Source organism: Actinomadura barringtoniae (assembly GCF_017573505.1).
In the GTDB taxonomy this organism is placed as follows: Bacteria; Actinomycetota; Actinomycetes; order Streptosporangiales; family Streptosporangiaceae; genus Spirillospora; species Spirillospora barringtoniae.
Window position 1 is genome coordinate 134,573 of record NZ_JAGEOJ010000014.1, and the last position, 24,522, is coordinate 159,094.

The 24,522-nt window shown below is 70.3% G+C and carries 28 protein-coding genes and 1 pseudogene; 16 read left to right on the forward strand and 13 right to left on the reverse strand.

Translation table 11 applies throughout. The annotated features are described in order from the left end of the window. The first annotated feature begins 145 nt into the window (after positions 1-145). The 5 genes from J4573_RS32135 (at position 146) to J4573_RS32155 (ending at position 5,043) form a co-directional block, all read left to right on the forward strand. Positions 146-1,672 carry a N,N-dimethylformamidase beta subunit family domain-containing protein gene (locus J4573_RS32135; protein ID WP_208259679.1) on the forward strand — a complete coding sequence of 509 codons (1,527 nt, stop codon included), beginning with the start codon at positions 146-148 and terminating at the stop codon, positions 1,670-1,672. A 113-nt stretch (positions 1,673-1,785) separates the two neighbouring features. Next, complete coding sequence (locus J4573_RS32140; RefSeq protein WP_208259680.1) at positions 1,786-2,265, forward strand: hypothetical protein; 480 nt, start codon at positions 1,786-1,788, stop codon at positions 2,263-2,265. 16 nt (positions 2,266-2,281) lie between these two features. Next, positions 2,282-3,451, forward strand: coding sequence for a sensor histidine kinase (locus J4573_RS56305; RefSeq protein WP_208259681.1), 1,170 nt, complete (start codon positions 2,282-2,284; stop codon positions 3,449-3,451). Then, complete coding sequence (locus J4573_RS32150; RefSeq protein WP_307797062.1) at positions 3,448-4,110, forward strand: response regulator; 663 nt, start codon at positions 3,448-3,450, stop codon at positions 4,108-4,110. Before J4573_RS56305 ends, J4573_RS32150 begins: the two co-directional genes overlap by 4 nt. A 186-nt stretch (positions 4,111-4,296) precedes the next feature. Further along, positions 4,297-5,043 carry an AfsR/SARP family transcriptional regulator gene (locus J4573_RS32155; RefSeq protein WP_208259682.1) on the forward strand — a complete coding sequence of 249 codons (747 nt, stop codon included), beginning with the start codon at positions 4,297-4,299 and terminating at the stop codon, positions 5,041-5,043. A gap of 62 nt (positions 5,044-5,105) precedes the next feature. Here the strand turns inward: J4573_RS32155 and J4573_RS32160 are convergent, their stop codons facing one another. The 3 genes from J4573_RS32160 to J4573_RS32170 form a co-directional block, all read right to left on the reverse strand. Next, positions 5,106-6,374: a carboxypeptidase-like regulatory domain-containing protein gene (locus tag J4573_RS32160; protein ID WP_208259683.1), complete on the reverse strand. Its 1,269-nt coding sequence runs from the start codon at positions 6,372-6,374 to the stop codon at positions 5,106-5,108. Between the two features lie 478 nt (positions 6,375-6,852). Next, a complete protein-coding gene (locus J4573_RS32165) occupies positions 6,853-7,965 on the reverse strand; it encodes an alpha/beta hydrolase (RefSeq protein ID WP_307797063.1) in 1,113 nt (370 codons plus the stop codon). After that, the gene (locus J4573_RS32170) at positions 7,926-9,047 is read right to left on the reverse strand and encodes an LLM class flavin-dependent oxidoreductase (RefSeq protein WP_208259684.1); all 1,122 of its coding nucleotides are present in this window, start codon (positions 9,045-9,047) and stop codon (positions 7,926-7,928) included. The genes J4573_RS32165 and J4573_RS32170 overlap by 40 nt, the downstream gene beginning before the upstream one ends. Before the next feature lie 102 nt (positions 9,048-9,149). Between J4573_RS32170 and J4573_RS32175 the strand changes: the two genes are divergently transcribed. After that, on the forward strand, positions 9,150-9,974 hold the full coding sequence (locus J4573_RS32175; RefSeq protein WP_208259685.1) for a helix-turn-helix transcriptional regulator: 825 nt from the start codon (positions 9,150-9,152) through the stop codon (positions 9,972-9,974). Positions 9,975-10,005: 31 nt separating this feature from the next. On the opposite strand, the pseudogene J4573_RS32180 reads toward J4573_RS32175, so the two are convergent. Together J4573_RS32180 and J4573_RS32185 are read right to left on the reverse strand one after the other, a co-directional pair. Then, a pseudogene (locus tag J4573_RS32180) lies at positions 10,006-10,857 on the reverse strand (SPFH domain-containing protein); the annotation flags it as partial. Continuing rightward, positions 10,854-11,297 carry an NfeD family protein gene (locus J4573_RS32185; RefSeq protein ID WP_208259687.1) on the reverse strand — a complete coding sequence of 148 codons (444 nt, stop codon included), beginning with the start codon at positions 11,295-11,297 and terminating at the stop codon, positions 10,854-10,856. The pseudogene J4573_RS32180 and the gene J4573_RS32185, both read right to left, overlap by 4 nt. Positions 11,298-11,440: 143 nt before the next feature. On the opposite strand from J4573_RS32185, the gene J4573_RS32190 reads away from it, so the two are divergent. Beyond that, the gene (locus J4573_RS32190) at positions 11,441-11,803 is read left to right on the forward strand and encodes a hypothetical protein (protein WP_208259688.1); all 363 of its coding nucleotides are present in this window, start codon (positions 11,441-11,443) and stop codon (positions 11,801-11,803) included. Between the two features lie 55 nt (positions 11,804-11,858). On the opposite strand, the gene J4573_RS32195 is transcribed toward J4573_RS32190, so the two are convergent. The 3 genes from J4573_RS32195 to J4573_RS32205 all read right to left on the reverse strand — a co-directional run bounded on the left by J4573_RS32195 (position 11,859) and on the right by J4573_RS32205 (position 13,236). Then, positions 11,859-12,425, reverse strand: a complete 567-nt coding sequence (locus tag J4573_RS32195) for a thioredoxin family protein (RefSeq protein ID WP_208259689.1) — start codon at positions 12,423-12,425, stop codon at positions 11,859-11,861. A gap of 59 nt (positions 12,426-12,484) precedes the next feature. Beyond that, complete coding sequence (locus J4573_RS32200) at positions 12,485-12,925, reverse strand: hypothetical protein (protein WP_208259690.1); 441 nt, start codon at positions 12,923-12,925, stop codon at positions 12,485-12,487. A gap of 122 nt (positions 12,926-13,047) precedes the next feature. After that, positions 13,048-13,236: a hypothetical protein gene (locus J4573_RS32205; RefSeq protein ID WP_208259691.1), complete on the reverse strand. Its 189-nt coding sequence runs from the start codon at positions 13,234-13,236 to the stop codon at positions 13,048-13,050. 193 nt (positions 13,237-13,429) lie between these two features. Here J4573_RS32205 and J4573_RS32210 point away from each other — a divergent pair, with 193 nt between their 5' ends. Further along, positions 13,430-15,421: a hypothetical protein gene (locus J4573_RS32210; protein WP_208259692.1), complete on the forward strand. Its 1,992-nt coding sequence runs from the start codon at positions 13,430-13,432 to the stop codon at positions 15,419-15,421. Here the strand turns inward: J4573_RS32210 and J4573_RS32215 are convergent. Further along, positions 15,418-15,891 (reverse strand): hypothetical protein, encoded by a 474-nt coding sequence (locus J4573_RS32215; RefSeq protein ID WP_208259693.1) that lies wholly within the window; start codon positions 15,889-15,891, stop codon positions 15,418-15,420. The genes J4573_RS32210 and J4573_RS32215 overlap by 4 nt on opposite strands. 79 nt (positions 15,892-15,970) lie before the next feature. Here J4573_RS32215 and J4573_RS32220 point away from each other — a divergent pair, with 79 nt between their 5' ends. Continuing rightward, positions 15,971-16,267, forward strand: coding sequence for a hypothetical protein (locus J4573_RS32220; RefSeq protein WP_208259694.1), 297 nt, complete (start codon positions 15,971-15,973; stop codon positions 16,265-16,267). A gap of 5 nt (positions 16,268-16,272) precedes the next feature. Here the strand turns inward: J4573_RS32220 and J4573_RS32225 are convergent, their stop codons facing one another. Both J4573_RS32225 and J4573_RS32230 read right to left on the reverse strand, forming a co-directional pair. After that, on the reverse strand, positions 16,273-16,476 hold the full coding sequence (locus tag J4573_RS32225; RefSeq protein WP_208259695.1) for a DUF397 domain-containing protein: 204 nt from the start codon (positions 16,474-16,476) through the stop codon (positions 16,273-16,275). Further along, positions 16,473-17,333 carry a helix-turn-helix domain-containing protein gene (locus J4573_RS32230; protein WP_208259696.1) on the reverse strand — a complete coding sequence of 287 codons (861 nt, stop codon included), beginning with the start codon at positions 17,331-17,333 and terminating at the stop codon, positions 16,473-16,475. Before J4573_RS32230 ends, J4573_RS32225 begins: the two co-directional genes overlap by 4 nt. Positions 17,334-17,489: 156 nt before the next feature. Between J4573_RS32230 and J4573_RS32235 the strand changes: the two genes are divergently transcribed. Both J4573_RS32235 and J4573_RS32240 read left to right on the forward strand, forming a co-directional pair. Continuing rightward, positions 17,490-18,212 carry an ATP-binding protein gene (locus tag J4573_RS32235; protein ID WP_208259697.1) on the forward strand — a complete coding sequence of 241 codons (723 nt, stop codon included), beginning with the start codon at positions 17,490-17,492 and terminating at the stop codon, positions 18,210-18,212. Next, positions 18,202-18,375 (forward strand): MerR family transcriptional regulator, encoded by a 174-nt coding sequence (locus J4573_RS32240; protein ID WP_208259698.1) that lies wholly within the window; start codon positions 18,202-18,204, stop codon positions 18,373-18,375. Before J4573_RS32235 ends, J4573_RS32240 begins: the two co-directional genes overlap by 11 nt. A gap of 6 nt (positions 18,376-18,381) precedes the next feature. Here the strand turns inward: J4573_RS32240 and J4573_RS32245 are convergent, their stop codons facing one another. Next, positions 18,382-18,771: a VOC family protein gene (locus tag J4573_RS32245; RefSeq protein ID WP_208259699.1), complete on the reverse strand. Its 390-nt coding sequence runs from the start codon at positions 18,769-18,771 to the stop codon at positions 18,382-18,384. A 156-nt stretch (positions 18,772-18,927) separates the two neighbouring features. Here J4573_RS32245 and J4573_RS32250 point away from each other — a divergent pair, with 156 nt between their 5' ends. The 3 genes from J4573_RS32250 (at position 18,928) to J4573_RS32260 (ending at position 22,033) form a co-directional block, all read left to right on the forward strand. After that, a complete protein-coding gene (locus J4573_RS32250; RefSeq protein ID WP_208259700.1) occupies positions 18,928-19,800 on the forward strand; it encodes a helix-turn-helix transcriptional regulator in 873 nt (290 codons plus the stop codon). A 25-nt stretch (positions 19,801-19,825) separates the two neighbouring features. Next, a complete protein-coding gene (locus J4573_RS32255) occupies positions 19,826-20,899 on the forward strand; it encodes an aminotransferase class V-fold PLP-dependent enzyme (RefSeq protein WP_208259701.1) in 1,074 nt (357 codons plus the stop codon). Between the two features lie 351 nt (positions 20,900-21,250). Then, entirely contained in the window at positions 21,251-22,033 is a 783-nt protein-coding gene (locus J4573_RS32260; protein ID WP_208259702.1) for a PDDEXK-like endonuclease domain-containing protein, read from the forward strand. A 97-nt stretch (positions 22,034-22,130) separates the two neighbouring features. Here the strand turns inward: J4573_RS32260 and J4573_RS55525 are convergent, their stop codons facing one another. Continuing rightward, complete coding sequence (locus J4573_RS55525; RefSeq protein WP_208259703.1) at positions 22,131-22,754, reverse strand: TetR/AcrR family transcriptional regulator; 624 nt, start codon at positions 22,752-22,754, stop codon at positions 22,131-22,133. A 268-nt stretch (positions 22,755-23,022) separates the two neighbouring features. On the opposite strand from J4573_RS55525, the gene J4573_RS32270 reads away from it, so the two are divergent. Beyond that, the gene (locus J4573_RS32270) at positions 23,023-23,748 is read left to right on the forward strand and encodes an alpha/beta hydrolase (RefSeq protein ID WP_243773895.1); all 726 of its coding nucleotides are present in this window, start codon (positions 23,023-23,025) and stop codon (positions 23,746-23,748) included. Further along, positions 23,745-24,521 (forward strand): SDR family NAD(P)-dependent oxidoreductase, encoded by a 777-nt coding sequence (locus J4573_RS32275; RefSeq protein ID WP_208259705.1) that lies wholly within the window; start codon positions 23,745-23,747, stop codon positions 24,519-24,521. The genes J4573_RS32270 and J4573_RS32275 overlap by 4 nt, the downstream gene beginning before the upstream one ends. Position 24,522 lies beyond the last annotated feature (1 nt).

Below are 24,522 nucleotides of genomic sequence, written 5' to 3' on the forward strand. Positions count from 1 at the left end.
CCTCCGGGATCTCTGGTTACCGCTCAGTAAAGTAATGATCTGCTTACTCAAGTGCAAGTATTGACTTACAGCCAACAAGATGCAGCAGTGCCGACCGGAGTCAATGGGGCGCGAGAGAACGGAAACTTCGGCAGAATTCAGCCTCGTGCGTGCAACACGGGGGAAGTACGGCTGGATCGTCGTCGGTGTTCTGCTAACGGTCGCGGGATGCCAGTTCAGCGACGGGGACAAGGGCCACGAGACGGGCGCGCTCAAGCCGCCGCCACCGCCCGCCTCCGCCGGCACGGCCGCCGAGAACGCCAAGCCCGGCACGCCCGACTGGAAGCTTCACAGGAAGGGCAAGCCGGAGGAGATCGAGGGCTACGCCGACCGCGTGAGCGTGCTGCCGGGGGAGACCTTCCGGCTGTTCGTCTCCACGACCACGCCGGGCTTCTCAGTGGAGGCGTTCCGCATGGGCTGGTACGGCGGGGCCCAGGCGCGCAAGGTGTGGAGCGCCCCTCGGCAGGCGGGCGCCAGGCAACCCGAGGCCACGTTCGCCCCCGACACCGAGACCGTCAGCGCGGCCGACTGGAAACCGTCGATGACCGTTCCGACCAAGGACTGGCCTGAGGGCTCCTACCTGCTGAGGCTCACCGCCGACTCCGGCGCCCAGCGGTACGTCCCGATCACGGTCCGGTCGGCCGACACCTCCGGGCGCCTGGTGATCCTGAACGCCACCACGACGTGGCAGGCGTACAACCTGTGGGGCGGCCGCGACCTCTACCAGGGGCCGAGCGGCTACTCCGACCGGTCCCGCGCGGTCAGCTTCGACCGGCCGTACGACAAGGACGGCGCCGGCAAGTTCATGGCGTACGAGCAGCCCGCGATCGCGCTGGCCGAGAAGACCGGCGTGAAGCTCGCCTACGCCACCGACAACGACCTGCACGGCGAGCCCGGCCTGCTGGACGGCGCCACCGGCCTGGTGACGCTCGGCCATGACGAGTACTGGTCGTCGGCCATGCGGACGCGGGTCACGCAGGCACGCGATCGCGGCCTCAACATCGCCTTCCTCGGCGCGAACGCCGTCAACCGGCACATCCGCTTCGGCGACACCAAGCTCGGCAAGAACCGCCTGGTCACGTGCTACAAGGACGCCGCCGAGGACCCGGTGGCGCGGACCGACCCGGCCGAGTCGACCCAGGACTGGCGGCTGGACCCCAAGCCGCGTCCCGAGAGCGACCTGATCGGCGTGATGTACAACTGCTTCCCGGCCGAGGGCGCCTACACGGTCAGGCGGCCCGACCATTGGCTGTTCGCCGGGACCAAGGTCAAGAAGGGCACCTCGTTCCCCGGCATGATCGGGCCCGAGAGCGACGCGCTCAACATCGGCGGGCCCACGCCCCGGCCTCTCGAAGTGCTGGCCCATTCGCCGATCGACTGCGGTGGGGTGCCCAAGACCGCCGACTCCTCGTACTACACGGTCAAGAGCGGCGCCGGGGTCTTCGCCAGCGGGACGATGCGCTGGGTCTGCGCCATGCGCGGCAAGCTGTGCGGGCACGGGGTGACCGACGCCGCCAAGCGCTTCACCCAGAAGGTGACCGACACGCTGCTGCGGGCCATGACGGCGGGCCCGCTCGGCCGCGCCCACCCCGCCAAGGACGAGTACGGCAAGATCAGCCAGAGCGGCTTCTAGGCCTCAAAGCCTGTGTGCCTGGGCTTTGTGAGGCCCTCCACCCGGGGGTGGAGGGCCTGGAATCAAGCCGCGCGCCGATCTCTGGCGGCCCCGCGTTCCTTAGCGTCGAGGGCATGGATCAGATACAGACCGCCCTCATCGTCGTGGCCCTGGTCGGCTTCGTCCTCTACCGGCAGCTCCAGGCCCGTCAGATCACCGAGAAGGCCTACACGCTGCCCGCCATCATGGTGATCATCGGCGTCGTCCAGGGCGGAATCTACGACAAGGTCCACCCGGCGGTCAGCGTCGCCATCCTGATCGCCGGGGTGGTGTCGGCCGTGGCTCTCGGGGGCGTACGGGCGGTCACCATGAAGATCTGGCAGGACGAGCGGGGCACGAGGTGGCGGCGCGGGACACCGCTGACGCTGGGCGCCTGGGTCCTGTCGGTCGGTGTCCGCGTGGGTCTCATCGCGATCGGCTACTGGGCCGGGATGAAGTCCGAGACCGGCGGGCTGCTGCTCTTCCTCGGCCTGACGCTCCTCGCCCAGAACGCCGTCGTGGCGTGGCGTGCCCAGCGACTGGACGGGGCTGGAACGGTTAGCGTCGTCGCGTGAGTACGGAAGCGAGCTCGTGAAGGTCTCCGACATGGTGGCCGCACTCCAGGTCCGGGTCTCCCGGATCTCGCGGACGCACGTCCGCGGGCTCATCATCGTCCTGATCCTGACGTACGCGTTCGGCGCCTACGTCCGCGGCCTGTTCAACCAGCATCCGGCGCCGGCGCTGCACGGCGCCGGGCTCGCCGTGGTGATCCTCAACATCGTCACCGTCGGCGCCCTCGCCTACGGGATCTGGCTCCTGCGGCCCGCGCGGATCGCCTCGTGGCGGCGCACCGGCATCGGCGTGCTCCTCGGCGCCATCGTCTGCGCGCTCGCCCTGTACGCGGTGATCCCGCACGGCGGCTCGAGCTTCGTCTTCGCGATGATCGCGCTCTGGATCCTGATGAACAACCTGCCGCTGCCCTGGGGCATCGCCACGGCGGTGGCGACCATGGCGGGCGTCGCGGGCGTCGAGGTCGCCGTCGACGGGCAGGTGGTCGACGCCGGGCTGATGGTCGCGTTCATCGGGGTCGCGCTCGGCGCCACCGCCAACCTGCAGCGCAAGGCGGCCCAGCAGGAGACCGCGGTGGCCGAGGCGAACTCGGTCATCCTGGCCGAACGCTCGCACCTGGCCCGCGAGATCCACGACATCCTGGCGCACTCGCTGTCGGCGCAGATCGTTCACCTGGAGGGCGCGCGGATGCTGCTGTCGCGCGACGGCGACCGCGTTCAGGCGCTGGACCGGGTGGAACGGGCGCAGCAGCTCGCGCGGGCCGGCCTGGAGGAGACCCGGCGCGCGCTGGCGACGCTGCGCGGCGAGTCGCCGCCGCCGGACGAGGCGCTGGCCGAGCTCGCCGAGGAGTTCCACGTGCTGACCGGGCGGCAGTGCGAGGTGGAGGTGACCGGGACGCCGCGCGAGCTGACCCCGGCCGCCGGGCTCGCGGTCATCCGCACCGGCCAGGAGGCGCTCACCAACGTCCGCAAGCACGCGCCGGGCGCGCAGGTGCACGTGCGGCTGGCCTACGAGGACGACCACGTGGAGCTCGACGTCACCGACACCGGCGGCACCGAGCCGGCGCTGGAGGACATGGGCAGCGGGTACGGCCTGGTGGGCATGCGTGAGCGGGCCGAGCTGATCGGTGGGACCCTGGAGACCGGACCCGACGGAAAGGGATTTCGAGTGTCCTTGCGAGTGCCCGCGTGACCGCCTCCGCCACGCCGACGCGGATCCTGATCGTCGACGACCAGACCGTCGTCCGGGAGGGGCTGATCCTGCTCCTGGAGCTGCTGCCCGGCCTGGAGGTCGTCGGCTCGGCCGGCGACGGCGAGTCCGCCGTGGACCTGGTCGGCGAGCTGCGCCCCGACGTCGTGCTGATGGACCTGCGGATGCCGCGGGTGGACGGGGTGGAGGCGACCCGGCGGATCAAGGCCGAGCATCCCGAGGTCGAGATCGTGGTGCTCACCACCTACGCCGACGACGAGTCGATCTTCGCGGCGCTGCGGGCCGGGGCGCGCGGCTACCTGACCAAGGACGCCGGGGGCGAGGAGATCGCCCGCGCCGTCGAGACCGTGCGGAGCGGCTCGTCCCTGCTGGACCCGGCCGTGCAGCGCCGCCTGGTCGAGGCCGTGGCCGCCGGCGAACGGCCGCCGCAGCGGGGCGGGCTCCCCGACGGCCTCACCCGGCGCGAGGCCGAGGTGCTCGCGCTGATCGCGCAGGGCCGGTCGAACGCCGAGATCGCCGAAGACCTCTTCATCACCGAGGCGACGGTGAAGACCCACATCAACAATCTCTTCGCCAAGGCGGGCCTGCGCGACCGCGCCCAGGCCGTCACCTACGCGTTCCGCCACGGCCTCGCCACCTGAAGCCATCTACCTGAGTCATCTGAAGTCATCTGAAGCCTCCCTGGGCACCGTTGAACCGATCACCGGTCGCGGGCGTCGGATATTGGCAGTTGCAAATCACTGCACCGACGACGTGATGAGAGGTTCTCCCGACATGGAGAGTGGTATTTGCATCCGCGAATGCCATGGCGGGGCGGGGTGGTGGGAATGATGCGTTTCCGGCTCCTGGGCCCGCTGGAGGTGGCGACCGCCGCGGGATGGCACGGCATCGGCGCGGCCAAGCAGCGCGCGATCCTGGCCGAGCTGCTCCTGCGGCCGGGCCAGGTCGTGCCCGCCGACGCGCTCGCGGAGCGGGTGTGGGGCGAATGCTGCCCGCCGAGCGCGCGAAGTCTCGTCCGCAAGTACGTGATGGAGCTGCGCCGGCTGATCGGCGACACCGAGGCGGCCGTGCTGGCGCGCCGCGACCCCGGCTACCTGCTGCGGGTCGAGCCCGGTGAGCTGGACGCCGAGCGCTTCGAGCAACTGGCGCGCGAGGGCCGCCGCGAGCTGCGGAACGGCGCGCACGAACGCGCGGAGTCCACGCTGCGGGACGCGCTGGCGCTGTGGCGCGGCGAGCCGTTCGTGGACGTTCCCGGCTCGGCGCTGACCGAGTCGGAGGCCGTCCGGCTGCGGGAGCTGCGGCTGGACGCGCTGGAGGCGCGGATCGAGGCGGACCTGCGGTGCGGCGCCGGGGCCGGCGCGGTCGCCGAGCTGCGACCGCTGGTCGCCCAGCACCGGCTGCGCGAGTCGCTGTGGCACCTGCTGATGCGGGCGCTGTGCTCCTGTGACCGGACGGCGGAGGCGCTGGCCACGTACGCGCAGGTAAGCCGGATCCTCGACGAGGAGCTCGGGACGCGCCCGGGCGAGCTGCTCTGGCGCCTGCACCGGGACATCCTCGACGGCCGGGCGAACTGAAGAAGGAGCCCGCCCGGGAACCGAATCCCGGGCGGGCGTGCGGACTCAGGGGGCGGCCTGGATCACCAGGCCTTGTGCTCGCACTTCATCGGGCGGCCCCTGGCGCTGGTGCTGCTACCGCCGGCCATGCCGTAATAGGCCTCCTCTGCACCGCACCAGACCTGATTGCCCTTCTTGTTCCGGGTGGACGCCTTCGCGTGGCAGGCCTTCACCTGGGTTTTGCAGGACGCCTCCGGCGGGCATCCGGATGTCCGCGTTGCCCGAGTGGGCGTCCGTGCCTGCGGGGGCGAGTCCGGGGTGGGTCGCCACGAGATCGTGGGCGTCCTCGGGGGCCACGGCGAGGGAGTAGCGGCCGTCCGGGCCCGAGCGTGCCGAGTAGCCGGGGCCACTGGAGGTGAGCATGGACCACTGGGCCGCGCGTTCGGTCGCGGGCGTGTCGCGGGGCGCGACGGCCGCGTCGGCGACGCCGCGTCCGGACGGGTCGGTGACGCGGCCCGACACGGTGACCGTGACGCGGACCGCCGCGCGCAGCGGGGTCGTCGCGCCGGACCGTAGGTCACCGCGAAGGGAGCGGCCGGGACGACACCGTCGCCGCCGATGGCGAGCGCGGCCGGGCCCGGTGGCAGCCCGCCGATGTGGAAGGCGCCGCGCGCGTCGGCGACGGTCGGCGGCGTGTCCAGAACGTCCCGCGCGACGGGCTCCCCGGCCAGGACGCCGGCGGGCACCACGCGTACGAGCGCCCCGGCGACCGGGCGGCCGCTCGCCGCGTCCACCACCGAGCCGGAGACCGTGCCGGTGCCGGCCAGCGCGACGGCGATGTCGGACGACCCGCCCGGAGCGACCGTCGTGGTCGTACCGCCAATGACGCCTGTACCGCCAATGACGCCTGGACCGGACACCCGGACATCGACGGCCCCGGGAGACACTCCGCGCAGCACGAACCGCCCGCTGCCGTCCGATGAGGTCCGGGCGTCCGGAGAACTGACCGTGGCGTGGGCCGCCGGTCCTCCGCTCGGCAGCGTGATCCGGCCGGTGACGGTCGCGGCGCGCTGCAGGACGAGTGCCGCGTCGCCCTCGCCGGCGTCGTCCAGCCGCGCCGGGGCGTAGCCGGTCGCCCGGACGGTCACGGTGGGGGCGTTGGAGGGAGCGTCCGGGACGACGAACGTTCCGTCGCGGCCGACGCTCGCCCTGGCCTCGCTCCGCGTGACCTCCGAGTCGTCCTGCCCCGTCACCGTGACCGAGCCGCCGCCCACCGGGGCGCCGGACGCGTCGACGACATGCCCCCGGAGCACGCGTGCCTTCTGCAGCAGCAGGGGAGGCAGCGAGGGCACCCGGGTGCCGTTGAGCTCGAAGACTCCGGGCGCGTAGCCGGGCGCCGTACCGTCACGTCGTAGCGAGCGTCGCGCAGGCGTGCGCCGAAGCGGCCGTCCGGCCCGGTGCGCAGCCGCACCGCGCGGACCCTGTCACGCGACCCTGCCGGGACGAACGCGACCTCGGCCGCTCGCAGGGGCCCGCAGTCGGCGGCCTGCACCACCCCGCTCAGCTCGTGTTCGGGCACGTTCCGGCCCGCCGCGATCAGCGCCGCCGCCAGGCACACCACGCCGATCAGAACCGCGGCGAGCCAATGCCTCCGCCACATCGCGCACACCATCCCTCGCGTCCTGGAACCGGGCCGCCCGAGGAGGGCGCCCGTGCAGGGACGAGGCTGGCAACGCGATGTGGAGGCGGTGTTCCGCGAACGTGCAGCCGCCGTTCCGTGACCGAGGGGTCAGCGACTATGCGGTGCTAGGCGGAGTGTTCGGCGGAGTGCTAGGCGGAGGGTGAGGCTCCTTGCCCGGCCAGCCATTCGGCGCCGTACCGCTGCGCCTCCCCGGCGGTCGGGAGCAGGTGGTCCAGGCCGATGAAGCCGTGGAACATCCCGTCGTAGCGGCGGGTCGTGACCGGTACGCCCGCGCTCGCGAGCCGGGCCGCGTAGGCCTCGCCCTCGTCGCGCAACGGGTCGCACTCGACGGTGATGACGCACGCGGGCGGCAGGCCCGCGAGGCTCTCGGCCCGGATCGGTGAGCCGTACGGGTCGTCGGCGGGGGCCGCGTACAGCTCCCAGAACCAGCCCATGGCCGCTGAGGTCAGGAAGCCGCCCTCCGCGTGCTCGCGGTAGGAGGCGGTGTTCTGGCGGGCGTCGATCACCGGGTAGATGAGCAGCTGGCCGCTGATGGGCGGGCCGCCGTTGTCGCGGGCGTACAGGCACACGCTCGCCGCCAGGTTGCCGCCCGCGCTGTCCCCGGCGACCATCAAGCGATTCGGGTCGCCGCCCAGCTCGGCCGCGTTGTCGTACGCCCATCGCAGCGCAGCCCTGGCATCCTCTGCAGCGGCCGGAAACGGGTGCTCGGGCGCCAGCCGATAATCGACGGCGACCACGACGGCACCCGCCTGCCGACACAGCGACCGGCAAAGCCGGTCATGACTGTCGAGCCCGCCGATCGTGAATCCACCCCCGTGAAAGAACACCACCACCGGCACCCCACCACCGGAATCCCCACACCTGGAAAGGTCTCCACCCCCACCCGCACCCGCGTCTGTGCTCGCGCCCGCATCGCCCGCGCCTGCATCCGTGCCCGCGCCTGCATCCGTGCCCGCGGCTGCATCCGTGCCCGCGGCTGCGGCTGGGGCTGGGGGTTCGGGGGCGGGCGGGGTGTAGATGCGGATGGAAACGTTTCCAATGCGGCGGTCTTCGACGTGGGCGACCGGGATCTCGGGGAGGTCGGGCTTGGGGGCGGCGGCCATGAGGCGGCGCATCTCGTGCGGCGGGGTGCCCTTCGGCGGCCAGGCGGCCAGGAGGGCGGCGACGACGCGTTCCGCGGTGGGGTCGAGGGGCACGGCGATCAGCTCCCGGCGAAGTGCGGGATGACCTTGTCGCCCCACTGGCGGATTGTTTCCAAACAGGCGTTTTGTGGCACGGTGCCCATTTGGATCAGGCACATTACCTCGTCGGCTCCGGCCTCGGCCAGCCGCTCCACGTAGGCGATCGCGTCGTCGGCGCTGCCGTAGGCGTGGTCGGCGTTGAAGGTGGAGGTGGTGTTCGGGCCGATCGGGATCGCGGCCTCGTGCAGGTAGGCGACCTGCTGCTCGGCCGCCTTGCGGATCGCCTCCACCTCGTCCTGGCCGGGGACGACGGCCTCGTCGGGCGGGGGAGCGCTGCCGTACCAGTGCGCGATCGACTGGGCGAAGAAGCGCTGCCCGCGGGCGCCGATCCGGACCGCCTCGGCGCGGTCGTCCAGCACGATCGTCGGGCAGAGGGCGGCGAAGTGGTCGTTCACGACGGTCGAGACCAGGCGGTCAGCGGTCCGGGCCGCGATCGCCTCGTCGTACGCCCGGCGCATGTCCGCGACCTGGTCGGGGCCTGCGAAGCCCAGCACCAGCGCGCCGATCCCGTAGTCGGCGGCGAGCTTCAGGGTGTCGCGCTTGGAGCAGGCGAGGAAGAGCGGCGGGTGCGGGGCCTGGATGGGCCGGGGGAGGATCGGGTGCGGCGGGATGTCCAGGAGGTCGCCGTGCCATTCGAGCTCGTCGTTCCGCCAGGCCGAACCGATGATCCGCAGGGCCTCGTCGAGCTCGGCGTACGTGCGGCCCGGGTCGACGCCGCACAGGGACGTCTCCTGGCGGGTCGCGCCGCGGCCCGCGCCGAGGTCGAGGCGGCCGCCCGACAGCACGTCCAGCATCGCGGCGCGTTCGGCCACGCGGGCGGGGTGGTTGAAGCCGAACGGCATGCAGACCACGCCGTGGCCGAGCCGGATGCGGCCGGTGCGCGCGGCGACGTAGGCCAGGAAGATCTCGGGCGCGCTCATGTGGGCGTACCAGCGCAGCGAGTGGTGCTCGACCGCCCAGACGCGGTCGAAGCCGGCCTGCTCGGCCAGTACGGCCTGCTCGACGCAGTCGTGGATGACCTGTCGTTCGTGCTCGGCGGTCGGGTCGGCGAGCTGGGCCTCGAAGATCATGGAGAACTTCACGGTGCCGTCCTCGGGGGTGGGTGCTCCTGGTTGGCGTATTCCAATTTGGAATATCTCGCGGAAACAATCAAGACCCGGCGGCGAGATGGTTACGCTTGCGCCATGCCGCCTACCGCTGACCCGGCCGACGCCCGCGACACCCGCGACACTCGCGGCGCCAGGGCCGACGCCACGGCCGACGCCGCCGCCTCGCCCGCTGAGGACGACGTCTCCGCCGGGGTCGACGCCACGGCCGCCGGGGTCGACGTCGCGTCCGCCGGGGTCGACGTCGCGTCCGCCGGGGCCGACGCCACGGCCGCCGGGGTCGACGCCACGGCCGCCGGGGTCGACGTCGCGTCCGCCGGGGCCGACACCTCCGGCGCGCCCGCGCGGCTGCCGGCGACGGCCTGGGCGGTGCTCGGGATCCTGTCGTTCGGCAAGGAGCTGACCGGCTACGAGGTGCGGCAGTGGGCCGAGCACAGCCTGCGGTTCTTCTACTGGAGCCCGGCGATGAGCCAGATCTACTCCGAGCTGAAGCGCCTGGAGCAGGTCGGCTACGCCACGTCCCGTACGACCACCGGCGAGGACACCCGCACCAAGCGGGTCTACGGCATCACCGGCGCCGGGCGCGCCGCCCTCACCCGGTGGATGCAGGAGACGCCGGTCGAGCCGCCCGTTCTGAAGCACGGCGCGGCCCTGCGGGTGTGGCTCGGCCACCTCGGCACGCCCGAACGGCTCCGCGAGATCGTTGCGCAGCACCGCGACAACGCCCAGCGCCTGCACGACGAGGCCGAGTACTCCCGGCGCGCCGCGGCCGAGGTGCCCGGCTGGGCCTACCCGGAGCTCGTGGCGCGCTGGGCGACCCGCTACTACGAGGCCGAACGCGACCTCGCCGAACAGATGCTCGCCGACCTCGACGAGCTGGCCGGGCCGCCTCCTGGACCCTAGCCTTCTCTGCGCCCTAGCTTTCGGACTTGTCGAAGGCCTTGCGGACGGTGTCCATCGCCGAGGTGAGCTCGCTCGGGATCACCCAGGTGGTGTTGCCGTCGCGCGCGAGCAGCGGCAGCGTCTGCAGGTAGGAGTAGGCCAGCACGGACGCGTCGGCGTTGCCCGCGTGCACGGCGGCGAAGACGGTCTCGATCGCGGACGCCTGGCCCTGCGCGGTGAGGACGCGCGACTCCTTGTCGCCCTCGGCGCGCAGGATGGAGCTCTGCTTCTCGCCCTCGGCCGTGAGGATCGCCGACTGCCGCGCGCCCTCGGCGGTGAGGATCGCGGCGCGCTTGTCCCGTTCGGCCCGCATCTGCTTCTCCATCGCCTCCTTGATGGTCGGCGGCGGGTCGATGCTCTTGATCTCCACCCGGTTGACGCGGATGCCCCATTTGCCGGTGGCCTCGTCCAGCACCCCGCGCAGCCCGGCGTTGATGGTGTCGCGCGAGGTCAGCGTCTCCTCCAGCGCCATCCCGCCGATCACGTTCCGCAGTGTGGTCACGGTCAGCTGCTCGATCGCCTGGATGAAGCTGGCGATCTCGTACTCGGCCGCCTTCGGGTCGGTGACCTGGAAGTAGATCACCGTGTCGATGTAGACGACCAGGTTGTCCTCGGTGATCACCGACTGCGGGTCGAACGACACGACCTGCTCGCGCAGGTCGATGCGCGGCCGCACCTTGTCGGCGAACGGGATCACCACGTGCAGCCCCGCGTCCAGCGTCCGCAGGTAGCGCCCCAGCCGCTCGACGTTCGCCGCGTGCGACTGCGGCACGATCCGCACCGCCCGCGTCACCAGCACGACCACCAGTACCGCGATCACCACGCCCACGATGAGCGCCGTCATGTCAGTTCCCCCCTCGGATGCACCAGCGCCGTGGCGCCCTCGATGGCCAGCACGTCCACCACGGCGCCCGCCGCGATGACGGCGTCCGGGTCGTACGGCCTGGCGGTCCACTCCTCGCCGCCGATGCGCACCAGCCCCTGGTCGCGGTTCACCTCGTCGAGCACGAGCGCCTCACGCCCGACCAGACCCGCGGTGCCCGACCGCAGCACCGGACCGCGCCGCAGCCGCCGCTTGGCGTACGGCCGTACGAGCAGCAGCCCGAGCCCCGCGACCACCGCGAACGCACCGAACTGCCAGCCCATGCCGAGCCCCACGCCGGCCGCGCCCGCCCCGGCGAGCGCGGCGACCGCGATCAGCCCGAGGTCGATCGTCACCGTGAGGAGCTCGGCTATCCCGAGCACCACGGCGACCACCAGCCACACCAGCCACGCGTAGTCCATCGTCCCTGGTTTGTTTCCGTGGCCTCACCTGCGAAAACGATGCTCGGTCAAGGACGGGCAAGCGATGGGTCAAATCACCCGGCCCGGCGGTGGCGGGTCCCCACCATGGGTAACGACTCCCCGTCTGCCGAAAGGACGTGGCCGTGCCGAAGACATGGATGATCGCCGATTATCTGCGGCCCTACGCGCAATGGCGCATCAACCGGGCCGAGGCGCGCGACGACGGGCGCAACGCCCGCGCCGCCATCGCCCTCATCGACGCGGCCGCCTACGCCACGCAGATGGACGACAGCGAACGCGTCGTCGTCCGCATGGCCATCGCGGGCTGCTTCGCGCTCGGCCGCTTCAACCCGGGCGTCGAGGGGGAGCGGATCATCCGCTTCTGGCACTACGACGACGCCGAGGGCGGCCCCGCGGACCTGCTCGAGGCGCTCGCCTCGGCCGCCGAACGGGGACTGGCGGGAGCGGGCGCGGGAGCACCGCGCCCCCGCGCCCACTCAGCCTGACCAGGTCACTTGGCTTTGCCGGACTGATCGGCGTGATCGCACTGATTCGGCATGATCACGCCGGCTCGTTGCCGGCCTTCCACTTGATCCCGCACCCGAGACTCGCCGGGTGCGGTTCGGGCACGCCCTCACCCGCGAGCACCCGTTCCAGCGCACCGGTCAGCGACGACCCGTCCGCCGGAACCTCGTTGCGCGGCCTGGCCCCGTCGAACTCGCCCCGGTACGCCAGCCGCCGCTCCCCGTCGTACAGGAAGAAGTCGGGCGTACAGGCGGCCCGGTAGGCCTTGGCCACGTCCTGCGACTCGTCCACCAGGTAAGGGAACTCGAACCCGGCCCGCTTGGCCTGCTCGCGCAGGTGGGCCGCGTCGTCGTCCGGGTAGTTGACCACGTCGTTACTGCAGATCGCGACGGTCGCGAGCCCCCGCTCGCGATACCTCTCGGTCACACTCCCCAGCGCGTCCTCGATTCTCCGTACGTACGGGCAGTGGTTGGACAGGAAGATCACCAGCAGGGCCGGCGACTCCGCGAACTCCTCGATCGAGACCGTGCCCCCGTCGACCGACGGCAACTCGAACTCCGGCGCGGGCGTCCCCAGCGGAACCATGAACGATGAAATCGCCATGGCCCCCATTCTCCCGGTCCTCAGCCCGTTCGACGAAACGCGTGATCAGCGCGCGGACGTCACAGGGCCTTGGCCTTCACGTTGTAGCCGGTCGAGGTCCAGTAGTGTCCGTGGTCGCCGGGCCGCGCCCGGAACTTCTTGACCTTGCCCACGCCGCACGCCTTGATGATGTCGGTGTCCTTCACCACGCCGTTCTTCCACCACGCGATCCCGACGGCGGCGCACTTGCCGTCCTTCTTGGTGTCCTTCACCCAGCCGGTGGCGAGCTTGTAGTTGATCGACCCCTTGGTGCGCCAGCCCTTGCCCGACGCATTCCAGTGGTCGGTCTTCTTGGCGGCGTGCGTGGACGCCGCGACGACGGTGTCGGTCGCGGCCGGCCGCGGCGTCTGCGGCGTCTGCGGTGTGGTCTGGCTGGCGAACGCGGCGCCGCCCGCGGTGAGCACGGCGCCGCCGACGCTCGCGCCCACCAGCAGGGCGGCCGGGAACTTCGCGATACGCATGATGATCTACTCCTGTCCCCCGAGAGAACCGTTCCCCCGGTAATGCAGTAGAGATCGTGCCTCGCGTCGCATTCGTCCGTTAGATGCCTTTCAGCCAGGGCTGAAAGGCGGGCCGGATCCTGTCACTCACGAGCGGGTGGAACGTGGTGGTCAGGGGGCGAGGAACTGGGCCGCCAGCTCGGCGCCGACCTTGGTGGCGTGGTCGACGATCCGGTCGGGGCGGCGGGGATGACGCCCGCGTGCCAGGCGGTGATGAGCTCGACGAAGCCCCCGAAGCCCCCGAAGCCCCCGAGGCCCATGAGGGCGCTCATGCGCAGGGCGGGCTCGTCGGCGTCCGGGCGGAAGCAGGGCCCGTTGCGCTGGACACCATCAAATATCCGTATGCGCCGCTGACTGACGCGAACGGGAGAACGATGAACCCGTTCTCCCGGTTTCCTACCTCGTTCGCCGAACTCGTGACATCGTCACTCGTTGACCAGGCGTCACATTCGGGAGGTGGTGCCGGTGTCCGTGCCGTTCCCGCCGGGCTTCAGCGGCATCGACCCCGAGCTGATGGGCGGCATGATCGCCGAGTTCCGCCGCGGCCGCGCCGACATCGCCGGAGCGCTCGCCCCGTACCGCACCGGGCTCGCCGCCCACGGCGTCGACACCTCAGGCCTCACCGAAGCCGACCGCGTCTGCGCCTGGATCGACGAACAGCTCCCCATGCTGACCCGCCGTCGCGACCTGGCCATCGCCCTCGACGACAGCTCCGAGCCCGGCATGGCCTCCGTCGACGAGTCGCTCATCCTCACCCCGGCCCAGGCCCGCCGCATGGGCGTCGACCTGGCCGCCCGTTTCCGCGCCATCAAGCATGGCAGCTACCACGACATCCTGAACGAGCTCGGCGTGCACCGCTTCGACGCCGACTACGCCGCCGCGTTCTTCGCGGGCATCGGCGCCGACGCCACCCGCCGCCTGCCCGCCCTCATCAACGAGTACGGCCGCCACGGCCACGTCGCGCGCCAACTCCAAGAGAGCGGCGAGGCGTTCGGCAGCGCCGTCTCCGGAGGCATGGACGTCCCCGGCTTCAGCGCCATCGCCAAGTCCCTGTTCGACCCGAACCTGTCACCCGACGACCGCCGCGGCGTCGCCACCCTGGTCTCGTACGGATCGTTCCCGCCTGAGTGGCTGGCCTCCCTCGCCCGCGTCCAGGCGCTCGACCCGCTCTACAAGCAAGGCACGGCCCGCCCGGACTTCCATCACGGCGACCTGAACGCCACCGACTGGGAGACCGTTCAGCGCATGATGCAGGCCCTGGCCCACAACCCCGCCGCCGCCCGCCTCGCCTTCCAAGGGGTGGCCGGCGCGTTCCCGACCTCGCCCACCTCAGTCGGCGGAGTCCAGAACCACCCCGCCAGCCTCTCCGCGACCCTGCAGAACCTCACCACCCTCACCGGCCTGGACCCCGGCGCCGCCGAACAGTTCGGCCACGCCCTGGCCGCAGGCTCCGGCGCGTACGACGAACAGCACGGCCACAGCCAGGACGCCGCCCGCTTCGCCTTCACCGTCATGACCGCCCTCCCCAAGGTCCAGATCGCCGCCCAGACCCGCATCTCCCTCTCCCAGATCGCAGGCTCGTACGCTCCCGAGATCGCTGAGGGCGCGAACATCGACGACCGCAACCAGGACACCGCGTTCGGCAAGGTGCAGACCTTCACCCCAGGCCTGAAACCCCTCTTCAGCCTGAGCCCCGAGGACACCTACGCCTTCCTGAAGACCTTCGCGGACTCGCCCGCCGACATGCGCCCCTTCGAGCAGGGCATGGGCGAACTCACCCGCCGCTTGTTCAATGAGAGCGTCCGGATCGAGGTCGCGAAACAACATGGCCGCCTGCCTGCCGACGCGCCGGGCCTGGAGCGCGTGATGCAGGCGCTCGGCTACGTCAGCGGGCTCCAGACGCAGGCGGAACACACGGTTCAAGGTGCTCTGGACGAACGGGATGCCGAGCGCCGCGACAAGCTGCGCGACCTGGCCGACCTCGGCTTCAAAGTCGGCGACGTCTTCGTTCCGACGGCCGGTGAGGCCGCCGAAGAGGTCTGGGGCTACCTGACCGAGTACGGCGGTAAGGCGTTGGACCAGGTCAAGGACGCAGCGGACGAGAACACCCGTATCGGCCGCCTGGAAGACCGGGACCTGCAGATGTCACTCGGCCTGCAGCACGCCATGATCCTGCGCCTCATCCAGGGCGGCTACGCCATGAAGGTCAAGCCGCTGGACTTCAAGGACCCTCACCCTGGTTGGCCCTTCCATGACGACAAGGGCCGCCTTCTGCCGTACGAGGATCTCGCCAAGGACCCCGAACGCCTGGCCAACTACGTCGCCTGGCTAGAAGCCAACGGCCGCGGCGGCGAGCATGAGACCGACTTCGGGCAGGTCGGCGTCAACGCGTCCGGAGCGTTCTCGGGCAAGTCGAAGGAGGCCGGTGACGCAGCCAAGAGCTGGGAGAAGGGCTAACGCGTCCGGAGGCAGTCTGTGGACCCGAACAGTTCGAGCTTTCTGTTCGGGTATGCCTTGATGAGGATGTTCGTTCTGGTGGCTGGGTTGTGGGTGTTGAGGGTGGGCTGACCACCCTTGATGTCAACCGTGTCGTACTTGGCCACCTGCGTGATCAGCACTCCGAACATATGACTGCGTAGATCAACTGGCGTCAGGCTCAGATCATCCTTCTTTGGATCATTCTTGTCGCCTGTGACCGCGTAGGTGCGTTTGGCCTTGTTCTTGCCGCAGGGGATGTCCTTGCCGCCAGGGTCGGTCACCTTCACATGGCGGACGTTGCCGACACCGACGCCGACCAGCTTGTTGATGTGGGCCTTGAGGGTCTGCTCCGCCTCGGCGGCCGTCGGGCCCTTGGGCTTGTCGTCGCCGCAGGCTGACAGGAGCAAGGCTGTCGCCAGGGTCAGGCCGACGATGCGGAGTATCTGCATCCGGCCTCCCCAGAATCGCGGTCCGCACCTAGAATGCCGTCGTTCACGCGCTCTCGCCACCGAGTCAAGGATGTGGTCAATGACTCCCGGTAAGGTGCCCAACCCGAAGTATCAGGAGTTGGAGCAACTGCTGCGGCGGCTCAAGCGTGACGCTGACATCGTGGAGCGGGCGCTCGACAAACCCGTTCGGCGGATGGACAGCCGCCAGGTCTGGGTGAGCGACAAGGGTGGCGCGGCGACGGTCTTTGAACGCGAACTCATCGATCAGCGCCGCCGTCTCCGCGCGGCCATGCGCAAGCTCGTCGAGAGCACGGAGCAGACCCTGCACCGCACGCCCAAGGAAGTCGACCCGATCGAGGCGGGCCTCAACGGGTGACCGTCCTACGCCGGTAGGTCGTAGCGGTCGGACTTGATCGTGCTGAGGAACCCGGCCCACTCCTTGCGCGTGAAGCTGAGGACGGGACCGTCAGGGTCCTTGGAATCACGCACGCCGCACGCCTCGGCAAGGTCGGCCACCTCGACGCAATCTGTGCCGCCCCCCTGGGAGGAGGTGCTCTTCCGCCAGACGGGGTGGGCTGATTTCATCCTGTGATCTCCAACTGTTGAGCCAGATAGGCCTTCGTTGCACCTGGAGCGAGTGCAATCGTACACAGTTGGGCGAATCGTTCCCTGTATGCGCGAAGCTCGTCCTTCTCTTCGAGTAGGCGATTGTCGATGGTGGTCTCAAGGAAGACGATGTCTCGTTCGCCGGGGTCGGCAAAGCCCAGACAGGTGAACGCCTCGCCTGCGCCGCGGTATGGCCCGATGCCGGTCCTGATCACCTGCAACTCCACATTGGGACGGGTCGCCATGTCCAGGAGGTGGCGCAGCTGTGCCTCGCCGACCGGCAACTGCCTGACGCGGGCGATGACGTTTTCGTCTATCACCGCACGCAGCCGGCTTGCGCCGTCCACCTGTGTGAGGATCTTCTGGCGCTCAAGGCGCGCTGCCACGTGGCGCTTCACCTCGGCGGGGTCCTCGATCCCGGCGGCGATCGTGACCACCTCGATGTAGCCCGCGATCTGCAGGAGTCCCGGCAGGAAGGTGTGCTGAAACGTGTCGACTGACGAAGCCGCGGCTTCGAAACCGGGGAACTCATTGTCGAACACGTCGTTGTACTTGCTCCACCAGCCGCGTTGGCGAGCCTCTCGTGTGAGGCGGATGAGGGCGTCGCGCTCGTCGCCTTCGATGCCGTAGACCTCGCACAGGTCCGTGACGGCGTCACTGCTGGGCTCGATCCACTTCGCCTTTTCGATGTAGTTGAGCTTGCTCGGGCTCCATCGAAGCTGCTTGCACACGTCGGTCGTGGTGAGCCCGATCTCCTTGCGGGCGGCGAGGAGCTTCCTGCTCAGGGCGCGCTTCTTGATGGTCGGGCTGTAGCCGGCCGCGTGGATCTCAGGCATGTGGTCACTCTCTCACCCGGAGTGATCACCTGCCTGTCATTCGCAAACTTCAGATTCTCTTCGAATTTCTAAGACGTGGGATTCGCCTGCATGCAACTCTGGGCGACGATGCCGATACGTCCGGCGACGATGCCGGAGGTTGGGTGGGTGATGGTCATGCAAGTCCCCCCGTCGACCGTTCACGCGGGTGGGTGCGCGGTGTGGGCCCTGCCTCCGGACGGGACGTGCGCGCGGATGGCGCGGGCCCTGGTCCGCGAGATGCTCTGCGGATTGCGGCTGCCGGACGTGCTGGTGCACGACGCCGTCACGATGGTCTCCGAGCTGGCGACCAACGCGTTGACGCACGCGGGGGACGCTCCCGAGCTCTACCTCTACCGGCGCGGACGATGGCCGGAGATCGTGGTGAAGGTCTTCGACACGGGCCCCTGGAAGGGTGCGCTCGCGGCGTTGCGCCCGGAGCCGAGCTGCGAGAGCGGGCGGGGGCTTGAGGTCGTCGCAGGGCTGAGCGGGGAGCACGGCGGGACGTGGGGCGTTCATCGGACGAGGTCATGGCTTCGGCCCGCATCCGGCAAGGCCACCTTCTTCACCGTTCGGGTGCCGCATGGCTCGGCGGGGTGGGGACTGCCGCGGCGCGACTGCCGTACGGCGATACGGGAACTGGCCGAGGTGCTCCGCGCGCGAGGAGTCGGCCCGCTGCACTGCAGTGAAGGGTGGGGGATCGCCACGCTGTCGGTGCGTGCCGGCATGACGGCCTGGATACGCGAGGAGACGCTCTCGGTCAGCCTGCCGCCGCGGGGCACGGTCCGGTTTCCCACCTGGGACCTGGCCGAGGCCGCCGAGGCCATCGTGCGGTGCGGCGAGGATCTCGATGCCCGATGATGCGGCGCCCGAACTGCTCACCGCCAAGGAGGTCGCGAAGATCTTCCGCGTCTCGCCGTCGGCGGTGGTGCTGTGGGCGAACCAAGGTCTCCTGCCGCACGTCCGGACACCTGGAGGGCGCCTGCGTTTCCGGCGGGAGGACGTCGAGCGTCTCCTGCGATGAACAGGCTCAGGCCGGGGGCACCAGGGCCAGGGCGGCCCACTGATGGCCGTCGAGGTCGGCGAAGCCGCGCTGGTAGCGGCCGTCTTCGTTGACCGCCTCGCCGACCGGTGCGGCGCCGGCCGCCAGGGCCTTGTCCACCAGTGCGTCGACTTCCGCGGCGGTGTCCAGGCCGAGGACCAGGATGACCTGGGTGCCGCTGTTCGGGTCGGTGACCTGGGTTTTGGCGTACTGCGCGAACGCGGGCTCGGCCAGCAACATCACCTGTGTGCGTTCGCTGATGACGACCGACGCCATGTCCTCGGTCGCCCCGAAGAAGCCGAAGCCGAGCTCTCCGAAGAACTTCGTCGCTCGCCCGAGGTCCTTGACCGGGAGGTTCACGAACAGGGTGTTCGACATTTCCTGATCCCTTCGTCGCTGCGGGGCGTTCCCCGATCATCGAAGGCGACCGGGAACCGCGCCAGAGCAAACTCCTCGCCAGCGAAGGCATCACCAGCAGCGCCATTGCTAGCAATGCCATTGCCGGTTCGTGAAGGCCGCGATTACGCTCGGCCGATGGGCTCGTCCGCGCAGAACATGCTGGGCCGGTTCCTGCGCGAGTGGCGCGGCAGGGTCACCTTGGAGGACGCCGGGTTGCCTGGCCGCCGCGGCAATCGCAACTCGACGCTGACCCAGGAGGACCTCGCCCGGCTCAGCGGCTACTCCGTTCGTACGATCAGCGCGCTGGAACAGGGCAGCGAACACCGGCCGACACCCGGCCTGCTGACCGCCATCGCCCAGGCCCTGCGGCTTTCCGAGGAGGAACGGCGCGCGCTTTGGCAGCTCACCGGCAACGCCCGGCCGCCCGAAACCGACTTCGCCGCGGACGGCGACCCCTCGCTCACCAGGATCATCGACCTGCTCGAACCCAACCCCGCGTATCTCTGCGACGCCGCCTACAACGTCCAGTACCACAACCGGGCCTTCGCCAACTGGGTCTTCGATTTCGGCAGTGTGCCGCCGGACCAGCGCAACCTCGCCAAATGGCTCTTCCGCGACGACCATGCCGAGCACATCGTCGTCGACGGCAAGGGGCATTGGGAGGCGCTGGTCGCACGCATGCGCGGTGTGCTGGCCGGACAGCCTCATGACAGGGAGTTCGCGGGCCTGGTCGAAGAGCTCTGCGATACCAGCCCCAGGTTCAAGGAACTCTGGGATCGCGATGCCCGTGTGGCCAGCTACCGGCCGGGCGGCGAGATCCTCACCCTCAGAGAGCCCGGCCACACCGACCCCGGGCAGGCCGACGACCTGGAGCACCACGTAGCGGTGACCCAGTCGAACCTGAGTCCGATGACCCCCAACGACGAACGCAGGTTCTCCACCTTCCTCCTGCCCGAGGGCTACACAGCGCCCCCGTACGGCCCCTGCGCCGCCTGCGCCAGGTCGTGATCGCCCGGGTCTATAGGCTGACCTGGTGGATCTTGTGGACGCGGTGAAGCTGTGGGACGTGGAGCCGGGCTGGCTGAACACCGCGAGCTATGGAGTGCCGCCACGGCTTGCCGTTGAGGCGCTGGAGGCCCCGCTCGACGAGTGGCGCCGCGGGGCACGGGGGTGGGACGGATGGGACGCCAACACCGATCGTGCCCGGGCCGCCTTCGCCCGCCTGGTCAACGCCCCACCACAGGACATCACCGTTGGAGCCGCCGCATCCCAGATCCTCGCGCCGGTGGCCGCCTCCCTCCCGAAGGGGGCGCGCGTCCTGGCCCCCGATATCGAGCACACCTCGACGCTGTTCCCCTGGCTGGCGAACGACCTCGATGTGTGTACGGCGCCACCCGCCCAGCTCCCCGACGCCATCAACGATCGTACGGATGCCGTCGCCTTCAGTCTCGTCCAATCCGCCACAGGCGAGGTCGCCCCCATCGACGACATCGTCGCCGCGGCCCGCGCGCACAATGCGCTCCTGGTCGCCGACGCCACCCAGGCCGCGGGCTGGCTACCTGTGAACGCAACCCTCTTCGACGTCGTCGTGGTCTCCGCCTACAAATGGCTCATGTGCCCCCGCGGCACGGCTTTCGGCTACATGGACCCGTCCGTCCGTGACCGGATCCGCCCGATCGCGGCCAACTGGTACGCGGGCGACGGCAACGCCTCGTACGGCCCGCCCCTCCGCCTCGCCAAGGACGCCCGCCGCTTCGACATCGCGGTCCCGTGGTTCTCCTACGTCGCCGCAGCCCCCACCCTCGACCTGCTTCTGGAGATCGGCGTCGACCAGATCCACGACCACAACGTACGCCTGGCCAACCGCTTCCGCGCCGGGCTCGGCATGCCCGCAAGCGACAGCGCCTTCACCACCGTCACCACGCCACACGCGTCCGAGCTCCTGACCGCGGCCGGCATCCGAATGTCCCCCCGCAACGGCGGAGCCCGGGTCGCCTTCCACCTCTACACCACCGAAGCCGAAGTAGACGCCGCCCTCACCGCCCTCACCCCTCCCACCCCCCTCACCCCCCACACCCCTCCCACCCCTCCCACCCCTCCCACCTGAGGCCCCAACCTCGCCGATCTTGCTCTCAGCGCCCCTAAACCGGCACTCAGAGGGCGCTCAGAGCAAGATCGGCGGGTCTGTGTGCCCCCCAACTGCGCCGATCTTGCTCTCAGCGCCCTTTCCGCGCCGGGTTGAGGGCGGTGAGAGCAAGATCGGCGCTGTTGGGTGCGGGTGGTTGCGGAATGTGCCTGGTATGAGGCCGTTCTGTGACACAGGGTGAGCAGATATGCGGGTGTGACACGAGCACATGAACCACCTCAGGAACTGTGTCGCTGGCCGTTCAAAGGGACGTGGGCGGTCGCGAAGGGCCATGTGACGGCGAAGGAGCTCAGGGGGCCGACCTGGGTTCGAATGAGATATGACGTCTATCGGTGGTCCGGGCTGAAGCTCGACCGTCATGGCCGGGCCGAAGCGGTCGTGCTCGGGGCTCCGCCTGGTGCTGTGGTCAGCGGGCGCTGGGCGGCCTGGTTCCACGATGTCGATGTCCTCCGCCGGACCGACGACCGAGTGGAGGTCACTGTTCCACGGACGCTTCACCTGAAGTCCGACTCCGAACGCAGGGTTCGGCACGCAGAGGTGCCCGGCGAGGACATCGCCATCGTCAACGACATCCCGGTCACCAGTGTCTTCCGAACGGCCTTCGACCTGTCGCGGCTGCGCCCGCCGAAGAGCGGATATGAGTTCGTCGAGGCGGTCGTGGCCGTGGATGCCCTGGCCCACAGGCACCGGATCGATTCGGACGCCTTTCTGGCGTACGCGTTGGCGCATCGCGGATGGCCCGGCGTACGGCTGGTCGAACCAGTGCTCGAGCTGAGCGACGCGCGGGCTGAATCTCCTATGGAGACGCGGCTGCGGATGCTGCTGGTGTCGGGAGGGCTCCCCGTCCCGGAGGTGCAGTACGAGGTCGCGGTCGGTGGCCGGAGCTATCGGCTCGATCTCGCCTATCCGGACAAGTGGCTGGCGATCGAGTACGACGGGGAGGACAGTCACCGCGGCTACCTCGGTGCCGACGCCAGACGGCAGAACGCGCTGGAGTCCGCTGGCTGGACGTTCCGCCGCTACACCGCTGACGCCTACTACCGCCGCCCAGCCGAGATCCTCTCCGATATCCGAGCCGCCCTCGCTCGCACCTGACGCCGATCTTGCTCTCATGGCCCTCTCTAGGGCGGATTGAGGGCGGTGAGAGCAAGATCGGCGTTGGTGGGGGCGGGGGGGTTAGGGGGGCGGGGGGTCAGGGGGTTAGGTAGCGGGCGGCGAGGTCGGCGGCGACGGCGGTGGTGTGGTCGATGATCTGGGTGGGAGCGGCGGGGACCACGCCGGCGTGCCAGGCGGTGATGAGCTCGACGAAGCCGCCCAGGCCCATGAGGGTGCTCATGCGCAACGAGGTTTCGTCGATGTCCGGGCGGAAGTAGGGGCGGCCGGCCTCGACGATCAGGTCGGTGAACAGCTGGAGGGTGTCGCGGCGGCGCTGCTCCAGGACGGGGCTGCCGGTGTGCTCGCCGAAGCCGATGCGGGCACGGCGGGGATCGTCGACCATCACCTGGACCAGGCCGGCGATGGCCGCGTGGAGCTGGTCGATCGGGTCCTTCTGGTCGTCGATGGCCTGGGTGAGCAGGGTGACGGTCTCGTCGCGGACCTGGTCCCAGACGGCCGCGAGGAGGGCGTCGCGGTCGGGGAAGCTCTCGTAGAAGTAGCGGTCGATGAGGCCCGCGCGGGCGCAGACGCCGCGCATGGTCACGGCCGCCCAGCCCTGGTCGCCCCAGATCTCCAGCGCCGCGTCCACCAGGCGGCGGCGCCGGTCGGCCCGGCGCTCGTCGGTGGTCTGGCCCCCGTAGGTGCGTGGTCTGGATCTCACCTGACCCATCTTGACGGCAGATGCCCTCAGACCGCTAATTGAGGGCATGCGCCATCAGAGAAGGCATGTGCCCTCAGATCGGGGTTCGTGGAGGTCGCGGCTCGCCGGGCGGTGTGCGGCGGTGACCGTGCGGCCTTTGAGCGCGGTCGTTCCGGTCTCCGGGGCGGGGGTGTGGGTGTCTCGGCAGATCGTTGCCCGGTCGCTCGCCGTTCTGGGTCCTGCGTTGCCGGGGGTTGAGGTGCGGAGGGTTCCCGGGAGGGGGGAGTGGATGGGACGCGGTGAGGGCGGGGTCGTGCTTTATCTGCACGGCAGCGCCTACATGCTGGCGTCGGCCCGTACGCATCGGGGGCTGACCTCGCGGCTGTCGGTGATGACGGGGCTGCCGGTGTTCGCCGTTGACTATCGGCTGGCGCCCGAGCATGTGTTTCCGGCGGCTGCTGATGATGTGCGGGCGGCGTACGAGTGGCTGGTGCGGCAGGGATTCGAGCGGATCGTGGTGGCCGGCGACTCGGCGGGCGGGCATCTCGCGGTGGATCTGGCGCTGCAGCTGAGGCGGGAGGGCCGGCCTGGTCCGGCGGCGCTGGTGTTGTTCTCGCCGCTGGTCGACCTCACGTTGCGGCAGGCGATGCGGCGCGAACGGGAGCGGCGGGATCCGATGATCTCGGCCGTACGGGCTCGGCGGCTCGTTGAGCTCTACACGTCGGCGGCCGATCCGGGCGATCCGCGGCTGGCGTTCACGTTCGGGCCGGACGATCTGCTTCCGCCGACGCTGATCCAGGCGGGCGGCGCGGAGATGCTCGCGGCCGACGCCGAGTACCTGGCCGGGCTCATCAGGTCCTCGGGCGGGGAGTGCGAGCTGGAGATCTGGCCCGATCAGATGCACGTCTTCCAGGCGATGCCGGTGCTGGTGCCCGAGGCCGGGCCGGCGTTGGCGCGGGCGGCTTCGTTCGTACGCACGCATCTCGGTTCTTCCAGGCTTGAGGAGGTCTCATGAACGACGCGGTGGTCACGGGAGCGGGAAGCGGGATCGGGCGGGCGTTCGCGCTTGAGATCGCGCGGCGGGGAGGGCGGGTGGTCTGCGCGGACATTGGTCTCGCCGGTGCCAAAGAGACGGTGCAGGTGATCGAGGAGTGTGGGGGCGCGGCGCTTGCGGTCGAGTGCGACGTCTCCGTGGAGGCGCAGGTCGTGGCGCTGGCCGAACGGGCGGAGGAGTGGCTCGGCGGGGCGGTGGGGCTGGTCGTCAACAACGCCGGGATCGGGGCCGGCGGCCAGGTGGTCGGGGAGACGCCGCTGGAGGACTGGCGGCGGACGCTGGGGGTCAACCTCTGGGGCGTCGTGCACGGGTGCCATGTCTTCGCGCCGCGGCTGGGGGAAGGCGGCGGGATCATCAACGTCGCCTCGGCCGCGAGCTTCGCGGCAGCGCCCCGGATGGCTCCCTACAACGTGAGCAAGGCGGGGGTGCTGGCGCTGTCGGAGACGCTGGCGGCCGAAGGCGTGCGGGTGACCGTGCTGTGCCCCACGTTCGTCAAGACCAACATCGTCGCCGCCGGGCTGATCGACGAGCGGACGGCGCGGCTCGGGGAGCGCGTCATGAAGTGGACGGGGTTCTCGCCCGGGCGGGTCGCCCGGATCGCGCTGGACGCGCATGAGAAGGGGCGGCTGTACGTGCTGCCGCAGCTCGACGCGCGTGTTCTCTGGCGGCTCAAGCGGGCCGCGCCCGTCGCCTACACCAGGGCGCTCGGGCTCATCGCACGGATAGGAGGCTGAC

Coding starts and splice junctions, on each gene's coding strand:
- J4573_RS32270 (WP_243773895.1), top strand. CDS start 23,023: ATGGGACGCGGTGAGGGCGGGGTCGTGCTTTATCTGCACGGCAGCGCC.
- J4573_RS32195 (WP_208259689.1), bottom strand. CDS start 12,425: ATGGCGATTTCATCGTTCATGGTTCCGCTGGGGACGCCCGCGCCGGAG.
- J4573_RS32230 (WP_208259696.1), bottom strand. CDS start 17,333: ATGCCTGAGATCCACGCGGCCGGCTACAGCCCGACCATCAAGAAGCGC.
- J4573_RS32260 (WP_208259702.1), top strand. CDS start 21,251: ATGAGATATGACGTCTATCGGTGGTCCGGGCTGAAGCTCGACCGTCAT.
- J4573_RS32220 (WP_208259694.1), top strand. CDS start 15,971: ATGACTCCCGGTAAGGTGCCCAACCCGAAGTATCAGGAGTTGGAGCAA.
- J4573_RS32140 (WP_208259680.1), top strand. CDS start 1,786: ATGGATCAGATACAGACCGCCCTCATCGTCGTGGCCCTGGTCGGCTTC.
- J4573_RS32215 (WP_208259693.1), bottom strand. CDS start 15,891: ATGCAGATACTCCGCATCGTCGGCCTGACCCTGGCGACAGCCTTGCTC.
- J4573_RS32235 (WP_208259697.1), top strand. CDS start 17,490: ATGCAAGTCCCCCCGTCGACCGTTCACGCGGGTGGGTGCGCGGTGTGG.
- J4573_RS32205 (WP_208259691.1), bottom strand. CDS start 13,236: ATGAGCGCCCTCATGGGCCTCGGGGGCTTCGGGGGCTTCGGGGGCTTC.
- J4573_RS32175 (WP_208259685.1), top strand. CDS start 9,150: ATGCCGCCTACCGCTGACCCGGCCGACGCCCGCGACACCCGCGACACT.
- J4573_RS32275 (WP_208259705.1), top strand. CDS start 23,745: ATGAACGACGCGGTGGTCACGGGAGCGGGAAGCGGGATCGGGCGGGCG.
- J4573_RS32245 (WP_208259699.1), bottom strand. CDS start 18,771: ATGTCGAACACCCTGTTCGTGAACCTCCCGGTCAAGGACCTCGGGCGA.
- J4573_RS32225 (WP_208259695.1), bottom strand. CDS start 16,476: ATGAAATCAGCCCACCCCGTCTGGCGGAAGAGCACCTCCTCCCAGGGG.
- J4573_RS32240 (WP_208259698.1), top strand. CDS start 18,202: ATGCCCGATGATGCGGCGCCCGAACTGCTCACCGCCAAGGAGGTCGCG.
- J4573_RS32155 (WP_208259682.1), top strand. CDS start 4,297: ATGATGCGTTTCCGGCTCCTGGGCCCGCTGGAGGTGGCGACCGCCGCG.
- J4573_RS32185 (WP_208259687.1), bottom strand. CDS start 11,297: ATGGACTACGCGTGGCTGGTGTGGCTGGTGGTCGCCGTGGTGCTCGGG.
- J4573_RS32250 (WP_208259700.1), top strand. CDS start 18,928: ATGGGCTCGTCCGCGCAGAACATGCTGGGCCGGTTCCTGCGCGAGTGG.
- J4573_RS32200 (WP_208259690.1), bottom strand. CDS start 12,925: ATGCGTATCGCGAAGTTCCCGGCCGCCCTGCTGGTGGGCGCGAGCGTC.